This window comes from Amycolatopsis albispora (genome assembly GCF_003312875.1).
GTDB lineage: Bacteria > Actinomycetota > Actinomycetes > Mycobacteriales > Pseudonocardiaceae > Amycolatopsis > Amycolatopsis albispora.
Genome location: NZ_CP015163.1, coordinates 6624525 through 6637480 on the forward strand (window position 1 = coordinate 6624525; position 12956 = coordinate 6637480).

Below are 12956 nucleotides of genomic sequence, written 5' to 3' on the forward strand. Positions count from 1 at the left end.
CCGGGTGCTGCTCGTCGACGACGATCCGCTGGTCCGCGCCGGGCTGCGGATGATGCTCGGTGGTGCCGGCGACCTGCGGGTGGTCGCCGAAGCCGGTGACGGCGCCGAGGTGCTGCCGCTGGTCGACACGCACACACCGGACGTGGTGCTGATGGACATCCGCATGCCGGGCATGGACGGGCTCACCGCGACCGAGGCGCTGCGCGGCCGCCCGTCCGCGCCCGAGGTGCTGGTGCTGACCACCTTCGACGCCGATCAGCACGTGCTCCGCGCGCTGCGGGCCGGTGCCGCCGGATTCCTGTTGAAGGACACGCCGCCCGCCGAGATCGTGGCCGCGGTCCGGCAGGTCGTCCAGGGCAACCCGGTGCTGTCCCCGGCGGTCACCCGCCGCCTGATGGACCGGGTCGCGGAGGCCGGCGAGGACCGCCGCGGCTCCGGAGCGCGGGCCAGGCTGGCGCGGTTGAACGAGCGCGAGCGGGCGGTCGCGCTCGAGGTCGGGCGCGGCCGGTCCAACGCGGAGATCGGCCGGACCCTGCACCTGGGCGTGTCCACGGTGAAAACCCACGTTTCGGCGATCCTGACCAAGCTCGACCTGAACAACCGCGTGCAGATCGCGCTGCTGGTGCACGACGCCGGGCTGCTCAGCGAAGACGAGCCGACGCGGTAGCGACCGCCGCCTGTGCCTCGGCGCGGTCCACTTTGGTCGATTCACCGGCGGCGACCACCTGCTCGCCCGCCACCCACACCTCACGCACGCGCCGCGAACCCGCGCCCCACACCAGGTTCGCCAGCAGCTGCGAGTCCGGCACGTCGAGGCCGGTGGCGAAGGCCGGGTCGTCCAGGTCGACGTGCACCAGATCCGCCCAGCGACCGGCTTCCAGCACGCCGATGTCCGACCGGCCGAGCGCGTCCGCCCCACCGCGCGTGGCCAGCAGCAGCGCGTCCGCCGCGCTCAACGCGGTCGAATCGCCGGTCGCCAGCCGCGACAGCATCGCCGAGAGCTGCACCTCTTCCCACAGGTCCAGGTCGTCGTTGCTGGCCGGGCCGTCGGTGCCGAGGCCGACCGGCACCTTCGCCGCGCGCAGCTCCGCCACCCGCGCGATGCCCGACGCCAGTTTCGCGTTCGAGCCGGGGCAGTGCGCCACCCCGGCGCCGTGCCCGGCGAGCAGCGCGATGTCCTCATCGGACAGGTGGATCGCGTGCGCGGCGATCAGCCTGGTGTCCAGCAGGCCCACCTTGGCCAGCAGCTTCGGCACCGAACCGTGTTCGGCGCGCTGCTTCTCGTCCTCGGCGCGGGCTTCGGCCACGTGGATCTGCACCAGCGCGTCGCGGTGCACGGCGGACTCGGCGGTCAGCCGCAGTGCTTCTTCGGGCAGCGTGTACGCCGAATGCGGGCCGTAGCCGATCTCGATGCGCTCACCGGGACCGGAGCGCACGCCGTCGGCGTCGATCCAGTCGTCGATCGCGGTGAGCTGCCCGCGCCAGTCCATGCCGGGCAGGTCCATGATCGGCGCGCCGATGAACACCCTGGCCCCGGTGTCGAGCACCGCGTCGGCCAGCTGCTCGCCGTGGAAGTACATCTCGGCGCTGGTGGTGACCCCGTGCCGGAGCATTTCGACCGAGCCCAGCAGCATGCCGGTGCGGATGTCCGCCGGGCGCAGCCGCGCTTCGGCGGGCCAGATGACCTCGCTCAGCCAGCGCAGCAGCGGCAGGTCCGAGCCCATGCCGCGCAGCAGCACCATCGGGCTGTGCGCGTGCGCGTTGACCAGCCCGGGCAGCAGGATGCCGGTCAGCTCGGTGCGCGGGGCGCCGCTCTCCGGCGCGGTCGCGGCCGGACCGCAGTAGGTGATCCGCCCGTCCTCACCGATGTCGACCACCGCGTCGCGGAGCACGGAACAGGCCGGATCGGCGGGCAGGACCACGGGAGCGTGAAGACGACGGCGCATCGAGGGATTCTAGATCCCCGCCTCAGTCGTCCATCAAGCCGGAGCGCCATGCCCAGGCCGCGGTTTCCACCCGGTTGCGCGCGCCGATCTTGCCCTGCACCGAAGCCAGGTGGGTTTTCACCGTGGACAGCGAAAGGAACAGCTCGGCGCCGATCTCGGTGTTGGTCAGCCCGCGCGCGGTCGCCTTCACCACGTCGATCTCCCGCGCGGTCAGCGCCTCCGACGGCGGCTCGGTCTCCTTGCGCGCCGGCTTGCTGTCGAAGTGCTTGAGCAGGCGCACGGTGATCTGCGGGGACACCAGCGCGTCCCCGCGGGCGGCCGCGCGCACCGCCTCGATCAGCAGCGCGGGCCCGGCGTCCTTGAGCAGGAAGCCGCTGGCGCCGTTGCGCAACGCGGTGTGCACGTACTCGTCGAGGTCGAAGGTGGTCACCACGACCACCTTCAGCGGGTCCGCCACGTCCGGCCCGGCGAGCTGCTTGGTCACCGCCAGCCCGTCCAGCTCGGGCATCCGGATGTCCAGCAGGCACACGTCCGGGCGCAGCTCGCGGGCCTGGCGCACGGCGTCCACCCCGTTCGCCACGTCGGCCACCACTTCGATGTCGTCCTGCGCGTCCAGGATCATGCGGAAACCCATCCGCACCATCTCCTGGTCGTCGGCGATCAGCACCCGGATCATTCCGCTCCCTGTTGTGCGGCCAGTGGCAGCCAGGCCTCGACCAGCCAGCCGCCCTCCGGCGCCGGCCCGGCCGAAAGCCGCCCGTGCAGCAGCGCGACCCGTTCGCGCATGCCGACCAGACCGTATCCGCCGGGGATCGGGGTGGTGCGCTGGCTCTCCCCGCGGCCGTTGTCGCTCACCCTGATGTGCAGTTCGCCGTTCTCCTCTCGCACCGACACCCAGGCGATGGTGGCGCCGGCCGCGTGCTTGCCGATGTTCGTCAGCGACTCCTGGACCAGCCGCAGCGCCGACCGCGCGACCTCCTGCGGCAGGTCGTCCGGCAGGTTCAGCTCGATCTTGGTGTACACGCCGTGGTTGGCCTTCTCGACCATGCGGTGCAGGTCGGCGGCCAGGCTCATGGTGGCCTGCTCGCTGAACTCGGTGGTGCCGGCCGGGTTGTCGCCGCGCATGCTGCGGACCAGCCGCCGCATGGCCGCCAGCGCTTCGGTGCCCGCGGTCTCGATCCGGTCCATCGCGTCCACCGCGACCTGCGGGTCCTTCTGCGCCACCACCTTCGCGGCCTGCGCCTGCACCACGATCCCGGTCACGTGGTGCGCCACCACGTCGTGCAGTTCGCGGGCCAGCGCCATGCGCTCGGCGGTCTGCGCGTCGGTGACCGCGGACTGCACCACCTGCTTGCGCTCGGAGTCGCGAGACCGCAGGAACAGGCCGGTCGCCACGGAGAGGCCGAGCACCAGGAAGGCGGACAGGATGTGCGGCTGCAGGTCGTCGAAGTCGAGGGTGGGGCCGTCACGCCGGACGTTGGCCATCGCGCTGAGCGCGACCGCGACCGACAGCGCCAGTATCGACGGCCACGCCCGCGTGTTGGTGGTGTGCCGGATCAGCAGCACCACCATCACCGCGCCCGCGCCGACCTGCCCGATCGGCACCCCACCGGCCAGCACGTAGCTGGAGAAGTCACGCAGCAGCAGCCGGGTGGCCGCGGCGGAGAGCAGCAGCAGCGCGGCCATCACCCACGCCGCGGCCACCGGCCGCCGCTTCGCCACCAGCGCCACCCCGGCCGCGGCCAGCGAGCAGAGCAGGGTCGGCGCGGCACGCGGGCCCACGCTGACCGCTTCGCCGAGTTCGATGAACAACAGCAGCGACAGCAGGCCGACCATCGGCCACTGCCCGCTGACCAGCTCACCGAGCTTGCTCTTCCGCTGCTGCTGGGCCGGGCTCCTGGCGCCGATGCCGAACAACACCGCGGCGAACAGCAGGCCGGCGCCGAATATCCCGTTCCGGCCGTAGGCCAGCGTGGTGAGCGAATCCGTGTTCGCGCGCGCGGCGATGGCCAGCACACACGCCACGACCAGGGAGAACGTCCCGGCGAAGGCCACACCGGGCCGGGCCGCGCGGACCACGTAGATGACCAGCTCGACCCCGGCGACCGTTTCGGCCAGCGACAGGTTCTCCAGCACCGTCGAGTAGGTCGGCACGTGGGCCAGGTTCAGCACCAGCGACGAGCACACCAGCACCACCGCGCCGGTGAAGGCGGCGGCCACCGGCTGCGTGCGGGCCCAGACCGCGCACCCGGCCATCAGCAGCAGGCCCGGCAGGATGGCGAGGTCGTCGTAGCGCGGTCCGATTTCGTCGAACGCGGCGTCGACGATGATGGCGGTGTCCGCCAGCACCGCGGCGAGCAGCACGATGCCGGGCGCGCCGAGCCACCGCAGGAACGCGGTGACCTTGGCGGCGGACTGGTCGACGGTGGGCACGGAAGCGACGGTAGAGGATCGCGCGTGGTCCGCACCCCGGCCGCCTGGCCAGCTCCCCCTCGGCCGATCGGCCGAGGTTCACCGCCGTCGCCGTGGCCGTCTGCCCGAAGCCCGGCGGCCCCCGGCTGGGCGAGTCTTCTCGGCAAGACACGAGGTCCGAGAAACCAGGGAGAAATCCGGTGCAGAATCCACAGTGGACGAACGACGGCGCGCCCGTGCTGTCCGGCAGGGGGCTGGTGAAGCGCTACGGCACCCAGTACGCACTGGCGGGCGTCGACATCGACGTCCGCGCCGGGGAGGCGATCGCCATCGTCGGGCCGTCCGGTTCCGGCAAGACCTCGCTGCTGCACGTGCTGGCCGGCATTCTCAAGGCCGACGACGGCGCGATCTTCCTCGGCGGGCAGCGGGTCGACCAGCTCAGCGAAACCAAGCGCAGCGAGCTGCGGCGCACCGAGTTCGGCTTTGTGTTCCAGTCGGGCATGCTGGTCGCCGAGCTGACCGCCGAGGAGAACGCGGCGCTGCCGCAGCTGCTCGCCGGGACCGGCCGCAAGGAGGCGCTGACCGCCGCCCGCGGCTGGCTCGCCCGGCTCGGCCTGGCGGGCAAGGAGCAGCGGCGGCCGGGCGAGCTGTCCGGTGGGGAGGCGCAGCGGGTGGCGATCGCCCGTGCGCTGGCGCACCGGCCGAAGGTGATCTTCGCCGACGAGCCGACCGGCGCGCTGGACACCCGGACCGGCCGCGAAACGATGAGCGCGCTGCTGGCCACCGCCCACGAGACCGGGGCCGCGGTGATCGTGGTGACGCACGACCGCGAGCTGGCCGAGTCGATGCCGCGCACGGTGGCCATCCGCGATGGCCGGATCGATGTGCGGGTGGCGGCGTGAACGCGTTCCAGATGGCCATGCGCGTGTTGCGTGGCGACCGGCGGACGCGGGTTTCGGCCATCCTCACCGGGATCGGTGTGGCCGTGGCGACCGCGCTGGTGCTGCTGCTGATCGGGCTGCCGTTCGGCACGCAGGCGCGGGCGGAGCGCGCGTTGTGGCAGGACTACCCCCGCGACTCGGGTGCTCAGGGCACCGCCAACCTGTCGAAGGCGATCTCCAAGGACTACTTCGACGGCCGGGAGATCACCCGCGTCGACGTGGCTCAGCTGTCGCAAGTGGACTCACTGCCGCCGGGCATCGACCGGCTGCCCGGTCCCGGTGAGGCGCTGGTGTCCCCGGAACTGGCGCAGCTGATGGACTCGCGCATGGCCTCGCAGCTGTCCGACCGCTTCGGCACCGGGCCGCGGTCGCTGCTCGGTGAGGAGGCGCTGGCCTTCCCGGAGCAGCTGGTCGCGCTGGTCGGCCACACGCCCGAGGACATGCCGATGAACGCGATGCCGGTCAGCGGCTTCCCGACCACCGGCGCCGAACCCGATCCGCTGCTGCAGTTGCTTTCCGGCGTCGGCGTGGTGGTGTTGCTGGTGCCGAGCCTGGTGCTGGTCGCGTCGTCGGCCCGGCTGACCGCCGCCCGCCGCGAGCAGCGGCTGGCCGCGCTGCGGCTCGCCGGTGCCACGCCGAAGCAGGTGATCGGCATGGTCGGCGCGGAAACCGCGCTCGCCTCGGTGGCCGGTGCGCTGCTCGGCCTGGCGGTGAGCCCGCTGGCGAACATGCTGGCCACGGTGGTGCCGTGGGCGGGCGGCACCTGGCAGGCCGATGACTTCGCGCTGCCACTGCCGTTGAGCATCGGCATCGCGGTGGCACTGCCCGCGCTGGTGGTGCTGGCCGCGGTCGCCGGGCTGCGGCGGGTGGTCACCGCGCCGCTGGGCGCCACCGGCGGGCACGCCAAGAAGCCGCTGCACTGGTGGCGCCTGCTCGCGCTGCCCGCAGCCGGGTTGTTCTTCTTCTTCGCGATCTCCACCGCGAAGGACACCGGCGGCGTGCTGATCGTGCTCGGCGGGCTGTTCGTGCTGGTCGCCTCGGCGGCGGTGATCGGACCGTGGGTGACCTCGGCGGTCGGCGGCATCTTCGTCCGGGTGTGGCGGAAACCGGCCGGGCTGCTCGCCGGGCGGCGCCTGCGTGACGATCCGAAGGGCGCCTACCGCGCGTCGGCGGGTGTGGTGCTGGCGGTTTTCGCCGGTTCGATGGCGCTGACCCTGCTGCCGAGCCTCGAATCGCTCGCCGGTGGCGGGCGCTCGTTCCACGACTCGGTGCTCTACCTGGACAGCGACGCGGCCGGGGTGCACCAGATCGCGGACAAGGCGAACGCCGAGCTGACGCGCTACGGCGTGCCGGAGCGGGTCACCACCATTCCGCAGGTCTCGCTGGGCACCTCGCCCGACGACGGCCGGTACGCGCTGGTGCTCGACTGCGCGAGCGCCCGCAGCCTGCTGCGGTTCGACCCCGGCGCCTGCGACGGCAAGCCCGCCGTCTACTCGGGAACGCCGATGGGCCTGGCCGGGCTGCAGGTGTCCGGTGGCGAAGGCGCGGGCCAGCCGCTGGCCGACGGCACGGTCTCGCGAACGGTGTCCGCCCGCGGGGAGGACCGGTTCACCTCGGTGTTCATCGACCCGTCGGCGGTGCCCGCCGGGGTCCAGCCGCAGTACTACACGCTGGCCGCGCCGACCACGCCGGAAACCCGCGAGGTGGTGCGGACGGCACTGGTCAACGCGGCGGCCGGGACGCAGATCAACAGCCGTGAGCTGATCCTGGGCAACCAGCAGGTCGAGCTGGCCGACCTGCGCCGCGTGACGGTGATCGGCCTGGTCGCCGCGGGCGTGCTCGCCGGGTGCAGCGCGGCCATCGCGACCGCGGGCTCGGTGATGGACCGGCGGCGCACCTTCGGCGCGCTGATCGCGGCGGGCACGCCGGTGCGCACGCTCGCGCGGGCGCTGCGGACCGAGGCCGCGCTACCCGCGCTGGTCGCCACCATCGGTGCCGGGGTGGTCGGCGTGATCGTCGGGCTCGGGCTGTTCAGCCTGGTCAACGACGGTTCGGTGGTGTTCAGCCCGTGGATACTGGCGCCGGTGGTGCTGGGTGCCGGGGTGGCCGTGCTGGCTGCTTCGGTGTGCACCCCGGCCCTGAACCGGGTGCGTGCCGAACCCCTCGCCGACGAGTGAGGGGAAGTCGCTGACCGCGTCCTGCGCGCAGGACGCGGTCAGCGGCGTTCGAAGATCAGGTCCCGGCTGATCCGGCCCTCTTCGCGGGCGCGGTTCTCGAACTTGGTCACCGGGCGCCAGCCGGGCCGGGGCGCCCAGTCGTCGTAGCGGTTCTTCAGCGACGGCTCGCCCGAGCAGACCTCGAGCATCTGCTCGGCGTAGTTCTCCCAGTCGGTCGCCAGGTGCAGCGTGCCGCCCGGTTCGAGCCGCGAGGCCACCAGCGCGACGAACTCCGGCTGGACCAGGCGCCGCTTGTGGTGGCGCTTCTTCGGCCACGGGTCCGGGAAGAAGATGCGCACCCCGTGCAGCGAGTTCTCCGGGACGTGCCGGGTGAGCAGCACCACCGCGTCCCCGTTGATCAACCGCAGGTTCCGCACGCCGAGCTTCTCGGCACGCAGCATCAGCTGGCCGAGCCCCGGCTCGTACACCTCGACGGCGACGTAGTTCAGCTCCGGCGCGGCGGCGGCCAGCTGCGAGGTGGTCTCGCCCATGCCGGAGCCGATCTCGAGCAGCACGGGGGCCTCACGGCCGAACCACGCGCCGAAGTCGATCGGGCCCTCGGGCAGCTCGGCCACCTTGCGGCCGAGTGCCGGCCAGTGCTCTTCCCACGCGCGCTGCTGCCCGACGGTCATCCGGCCGCCGCGCTGCACGTAGCTGACCACGCTGCGCAGCCGCGGCTGGTGTTCGCTTTCCACCCGGCAAACCTAACTGCCGGTCAGCGGACCGCTTCGAACTCCCCCAGCCGGGCGCGCAGCCCGGCCAGCCCGGACACCGCGATCGGGTTCGGCGTGGCGCCGCTGTGCGCGGGCAGCACGTCGATCCAGCCGGGGTGGCGGTCGGTGTTCAGAATGGTCGTCGGGATCCGGTGCCCGGCGGGACCGCCCTCGGACGGCATGAACTCCCAGTAGCCGGATTCCCCGTCGGCCGCCCACGGCACGTACTCCCAGCCGGGACGGCGGCTGAGCAGCTGGCCGATGCGGTCCTCCACCCGGAACCCGCTCTCGCGCGAGTCCAGCTCACCGGCCACCACGGCACGCAGCCACCAGGGCGCGGGCACCACGTCACCACCGGCCGCGGTGGCCCGGTAGAGCGCGAGCACCTGGTCCTCGGGGGCGCGGTGCACCCACGCGCGCCGGATGTCGGACGGTTTCGCCGCCCCCGCCACGATGCGGGGCAATTCGATCGCCTGCGACCATTCGAGGCCCACCATCGCCTCGAGCCGGGGCTGCCGTGAGGCCGGTCGCTGGGCGGGGATGCTGCCTTCGACTCCTCGATCGGTTTCCACCACCGTCAAGGGTCACCTCCGTAGGTTTCCGTGACGGGTTCACTCTTGAAAATGCCTGGTCAGCGGCTGGATGTCCGCCCGGTGTGAGGCAACCCACAGGCCATTAACGTGGTCTTAACCCGGCCGCGTGCAGTAGTGCGTGTTCAGTACGTCGTTCAGATCTTGGAATTCGTTACCACCCGTTTATGGTGCTTTCCGGTGATCTTTTCGCCGGGCGGGCAAAAAGGGACCCGGGTCGCCCCCCGAACGGCGACCCGGGTCCCTTTCCCCCGTTCCGGTCTGCGCACCCCCGTGCCGCGGCCGGATTTCCCCTGTAGAGGTCTTACGCGTCCCGCTTCTTCGCGGTGGTGATGGCGATGGCCAGCATGATCACCGCGAACCCGGCGAAGTAGGCCAGCGCCCACCCCGGGCTCAGCGTCGAGGACGACAGGGGCGGCCCCGCCGCCTCACCGGCCAGCGCGCCGTTGGCCGAGCCGTCGCCGGTGATGAACTTGTGCGCCACGTTGAACGGCATCCACTTGTGGATGTCGTCGCCGATCGACGGGATCAGCGGCACCAGGCCCTCGACCGCCAGGTTGTAGATCAGCAGCAGCGAGATCGCGCCGGCGCTGTGGCGGATCAGGATGCCGACCGCCACCGCGACCACCGCGGCCAGCGCGAACACCGGGCCGATGCCGGCCACGTTGATCCACTCGGCGGTGGTGTTCAGCGCCAGGTCGGCCTCGGGCTGCAGCAGGGTGGCGATGCCCCACGAGCCGAAGCCCGCGATCTCGCCGACCACCAGCGCCAGCAGCGCGACCACCACGGTCTTGGCCAGCAGCGCCGAACCCCGGTGCGGCACCGCCTGGAAGGTGGTGCGGATGGTGCCGAAGCGGTACTCGGTGGTGACCGCCAGCGCGGCCAGCACCATCACCACGGCCAGGCCGAACGAGTACCCGAACTCGGCGCTGCCCACCGAGACGAACCGGGCGTCCTCGGCGGTTCCGGTGACCAGTGCGGCGAACCCGATGGTGACCACCAGGGTGATCAGCGCGCACCACCACGGTGACCGCGTGGTGAACAGTTTGATGCGCTCGACTGCGAGCAGAGTCATGGCTATCCCCGAATCCTCGAAATGGTCCGCGAGCTCACTGACCGGTCGGCGCGAGCACCTGCGCCGCTTCGGTTTCCAGTCCGGTGTGGTACTCCACGGAGTCCCCGGTGATCTGCATGAACGCCTGCTCCAGCGAGCCCTGCAGCGGGCTCAGCTCGTGCAGCACGATGCCGTGGTGGGCGGCGATCTCCCCGATCTTCGCACTGTCCAAATCGGACACTATGAGCGCGCCGTCGTCCTCGGTGACCTGCGCGCTCGCGCCGGTCAGCAACCGGCCGAGGTCGGCCAGCTGCGGGCTGCGCACCTTCACCGTGTTCTCCGAAGCCCGCGCCACGAAGTCCTTTGTGGAGCTCTGCGAGATCAGCTTCCCCTTGCCGATCACCACCAGCTCGCTGGCGGTCAGCGCCATCTCCGAGAGCAGGTGGCTGGAGACGAAGACCGTGCGGCCCTCGTCGGCCAGGCGGTGCATGAACTTGCGGATCCAGAGAATGCCCTCCGGGTCCAGCCCGTTGACCGGCTCGTCGAACAGCAGCACCTCGGGGTCGCCGAGCAGCGCCGCGGCGATGCCGAGCCGCTGCGACATGCCGAGCGAGAACCCGCCGGCGCGCTTGCCGGCCACCGAGGTCAGCCCGACGATGTCGAGCACCTCGTCCACCCGGCTCGCGGCGATCCGGTTCGACTTCGCCATCCACGCCAGGTGGGCGCGGGCGGAGCGGTTCGGGTGCACCCACTTGGCGTCCAGCAGCGCGCCGACCGTCCTCAGTGGATTCTTCAGTTCGTGGTACGGCTTGCCGCCGATGCGCACGCGGCCCGCGGTCGGGTTGTCCAGCCCCAGCATCATGCGCATGGTGGTGGACTTCCCGGCGCCGTTCGGGCCGAGAAAGCCGGTGACCCGGCCGGCCGCCACGCTGAACGACAGCTGGTCGACGGCGAGCGTCTTCCCGTACCTCTTGGTGAGGCCTTCTGCCTCGATCATGTCTCCTCCTCGGCAGCGGATCGCCGGATGCGAGACCCATCGTTTCCCGGCGCCGCACCTTCGCGCGTCATCCCTGGGATCGAACTTCCCACCCGACTGCAGTCGTAGCTTGGCGTGCCCGCGGGTCGTAGGCGATCGGTGATCCCCCTGAGGGGACCCTGAAATGGCTACGAAACACCCGGACGGGTCAGGCCGGTTTCGTAGGCGAGCACCACGGCCTGCACCCGGTCGCGCAGGTCCAGCTTCGCCAGAATCCGGCCGACGTGCGTTTTCACCGTCGCCTCGGACAGGAACAGCGCCTCGGCGATCTCCGTGTTCGACATTCCCTTGGCGATCAGCACCAAAACCTCGCGCTCCCGCTCGGTGAGCACGTTCAGCACGGAGGCGTCCCGCAGCGGCGCGTCCCCGGAGCCGACGAACCGGTCCAGCAGCCGCCGCGTCACCGACGGCGAGACCACCGCCTCGCCGCTGGCCACCGACCGCAGCGCGGAGACCAGGTGGTCCGGCGGGGTGTCCTTGAGCAGGAACCCGCTGGCCCCGCCGCGCAACGCGGCGTAGACGTACTCGTCCAGGTCGAAGGTGGTCATCACCAGCACCCGCGCGGTACCGGCCTCGACGATCAGCTTGGTCGCCTCGACCCCGTCGAGCACCGGCATGCGGACGTCCATCAGCACCACGTCGGGCCGCAGCTCGGCGGCCAGCCGGGCGGCTTCCTCGCCGTTGCCCGCCTCCCCGACCACGTCGATGTCGGGCTGGGCGCCGAGCACCATGCGGAAGCCGACGCGCATCAGTTCCTGGTCGTCGACCAGCACCACCCGGATCACGGGTCCAACCTAACCGGCAGCGTGGCGTGCACCCGCCAGCCACCACCCGGCCGTGGGCCGACCTCCAGCTTGCCGCCGAGCACGTTCGCCCGTTCGCGCATGCCGATCAGCCCGTTCCCGCCGGGCAGCGGCGCGGGTGCGGCCGTGGCACCGCGCGCGGGCACCGGCACCGGCCGTGCGCCACTGCCGTTGTCGGCCACTTCGATCCGCACGCCGTCGGCTTCCCGGTGCACCTTGACCACCGCCTTCGCGCCGGGCCCGCCGTGCTTGAGCGTGTTCGTCAGCGACTCCTGCACGATCCGGTAGACCCCGAGGGACACCCCGGCTGGCAGGTCGTCGAAGTTCTCGTCGACCTCCACCTCCACCGGCAGCCCGGCGGCGCCGACCCGCTGGGCCAGCTCGGTCAGCGAGCTGGCGTTGGGCTGCGGCACGCGCGGTTCGCTCTCGGCGTCCTCGTTGCGCAGCACGTCCAGCAGCCGCCGCAGCTCGGCGAGCGCGCCGCGGCCGGTCTCGGAGATCGTCTGCACCGCGCGCTCGGCGAGGTCCGGATTGGACCGGATGGCGTAGGAGGCGCCGTCGGCCTGCACCACGATCACGCTGACCGCGTGCGCGACCACGTCGTGCAGTTCCCGCGCGATCCGGCCGCGTTCGTTGGCCACCGCGATGCGGGTGGCCTGGTCTCGTTCGGTTTCCAGGAGATGCAACCTGGCCTCCACTTCCACGTGGTACGCGCGCCGTGCCCCGACGAACTCGCCGAGCAGCCAGCACAGGGCGTAGGCGAGCACCACCAGGATGAGGTTCATCGTCAGCTCGTCGCTGGTCTGCACGAACAGCTGGATCGAGCTGGCCGAGAGGCTGATCAGCAGGTACAGCGCGCCGTGCCGCCGTCCGGCGTAGACCACCAGCGTGTAGACCGCGATCATCCCGGCGAAGAACCCGGCCACGCCCAGCATCAGCCCGCCGTGCACGCTGCCGATCAGCAGCGCCGCGTAGGCCGCCCACACCGGGTGCTTGCGGCGGAACACCACCGGCAGCACGACCAGCAGGTCCACCGGGACCGTGACGTACCACGGGTGGACCGCGAGCCCGGTTTCCTCGGTCGCGGACACCACGAACAACAGCAGGTCGAACAACAGCAGCAACAGGGCTATGCAGCTGTCCCCGACCATCGGGTGTTTCCGTAACCAGAGACTGAGCCGGCGCACCGGATCAGCGTATGTCCGCTGGCCGGAAAGCCGCGTCGCCCGCCGGGACCACCTTCGA

The 12956-nt window shown here is 71.7% G+C and carries 12 protein-coding genes; 3 read left to right on the forward strand and 9 right to left on the reverse strand.

What is annotated here, in order from left to right; translation table 11 throughout:
- The first annotated feature begins 4 nt into the window (after positions 1 to 4).
- A complete protein-coding gene (locus A4R43_RS31305) occupies positions 5 to 667 on the forward strand; it encodes a response regulator transcription factor (protein WP_205215549.1) in 663 nt (220 codons plus the stop codon).
- On the opposite strand, the gene A4R43_RS31310 is transcribed toward A4R43_RS31305, so the two are convergent.
- Genes A4R43_RS31310 through A4R43_RS31320 form a run of 3 tightly spaced genes read right to left on the reverse strand, consistent with a single transcriptional unit; the run spans position 642 to position 4379 of the window.
- Entirely contained in the window at positions 642 to 1946 is a 1305-nt protein-coding gene (locus A4R43_RS31310; RefSeq protein WP_113695374.1) for an amidohydrolase family protein, read from the reverse strand. The genes A4R43_RS31305 and A4R43_RS31310 overlap by 26 nt on opposite strands.
- A gap of 22 nt (positions 1947 to 1968) precedes the next feature.
- Entirely contained in the window at positions 1969 to 2622 is a 654-nt protein-coding gene (locus A4R43_RS31315; RefSeq protein WP_113695375.1) for a response regulator, read from the reverse strand.
- A complete protein-coding gene (locus tag A4R43_RS31320; RefSeq protein WP_113695376.1) occupies positions 2619 to 4379 on the reverse strand; it encodes a sensor histidine kinase in 1761 nt (586 codons plus the stop codon). Before A4R43_RS31320 ends, A4R43_RS31315 begins: the two co-directional genes overlap by 4 nt.
- Before the next feature lie 179 nt (positions 4380 to 4558).
- Between A4R43_RS31320 and A4R43_RS31325 the strand changes: the two genes are divergently transcribed.
- Positions 4559 to 5260: an ABC transporter ATP-binding protein gene (locus A4R43_RS31325; RefSeq protein WP_113695377.1), complete on the forward strand. Its 702-nt coding sequence runs from the start codon at positions 4559 to 4561 to the stop codon at positions 5258 to 5260.
- Positions 5257 to 7476 (forward strand): FtsX-like permease family protein, encoded by a 2220-nt coding sequence (locus tag A4R43_RS31330; protein WP_113695378.1) that lies wholly within the window; start codon positions 5257 to 5259, stop codon positions 7474 to 7476. The genes A4R43_RS31325 and A4R43_RS31330 overlap by 4 nt, the downstream gene beginning before the upstream one ends.
- A gap of 38 nt (positions 7477 to 7514) precedes the next feature.
- Here the strand turns inward: A4R43_RS31330 and trmB are convergent, their stop codons facing one another.
- The 6 genes from trmB to A4R43_RS31360 form a co-directional block, all read right to left on the reverse strand.
- Positions 7515 to 8210, reverse strand: coding sequence for a tRNA (guanosine(46)-N7)-methyltransferase TrmB (trmB, locus tag A4R43_RS31335; RefSeq protein ID WP_113695379.1), 696 nt, complete (start codon positions 8208 to 8210; stop codon positions 7515 to 7517).
- A gap of 20 nt (positions 8211 to 8230) precedes the next feature.
- A complete protein-coding gene (locus tag A4R43_RS31340; RefSeq protein ID WP_205215551.1) occupies positions 8231 to 8725 on the reverse strand; it encodes a hypothetical protein in 495 nt (164 codons plus the stop codon).
- A gap of 397 nt (positions 8726 to 9122) precedes the next feature.
- On the reverse strand, positions 9123 to 9893 hold the full coding sequence (locus A4R43_RS31345; protein ID WP_113695380.1) for a hypothetical protein: 771 nt from the start codon (positions 9891 to 9893) through the stop codon (positions 9123 to 9125).
- Between the two features lie 34 nt (positions 9894 to 9927).
- Complete coding sequence (locus tag A4R43_RS31350; RefSeq protein WP_113695381.1) at positions 9928 to 10869, reverse strand: ATP-binding cassette domain-containing protein; 942 nt, start codon at positions 10867 to 10869, stop codon at positions 9928 to 9930.
- Positions 10870 to 11036: 167 nt separating this feature from the next.
- A complete protein-coding gene (locus A4R43_RS31355) occupies positions 11037 to 11693 on the reverse strand; it encodes a response regulator (RefSeq protein WP_113695382.1) in 657 nt (218 codons plus the stop codon).
- Complete coding sequence (locus A4R43_RS31360) at positions 11690 to 12898, reverse strand: sensor histidine kinase (protein WP_418190758.1); 1209 nt, start codon at positions 12896 to 12898, stop codon at positions 11690 to 11692. Before A4R43_RS31360 ends, A4R43_RS31355 begins: the two co-directional genes overlap by 4 nt.
- Between the last annotated feature and the right edge of the window lie 58 nt (positions 12899 to 12956).

Coding starts and splice junctions, on each gene's coding strand:
- A4R43_RS31310 (WP_113695374.1), bottom strand. CDS start 1,946: ATGCGCCGTCGTCTTCACGCTCCCGTGGTCCTGCCCGCCGATCCGGCC.
- A4R43_RS31315 (WP_113695375.1), bottom strand. CDS start 2,622: ATGATCCGGGTGCTGATCGCCGACGACCAGGAGATGGTGCGGATGGGT.
- A4R43_RS31340 (WP_205215551.1), bottom strand. CDS start 8,725: ATGGTGGGCCTCGAATGGTCGCAGGCGATCGAATTGCCCCGCATCGTG.
- A4R43_RS31345 (WP_113695380.1), bottom strand. CDS start 9,893: ATGACTCTGCTCGCAGTCGAGCGCATCAAACTGTTCACCACGCGGTCA.
- A4R43_RS31350 (WP_113695381.1), bottom strand. CDS start 10,869: ATGATCGAGGCAGAAGGCCTCACCAAGAGGTACGGGAAGACGCTCGCC.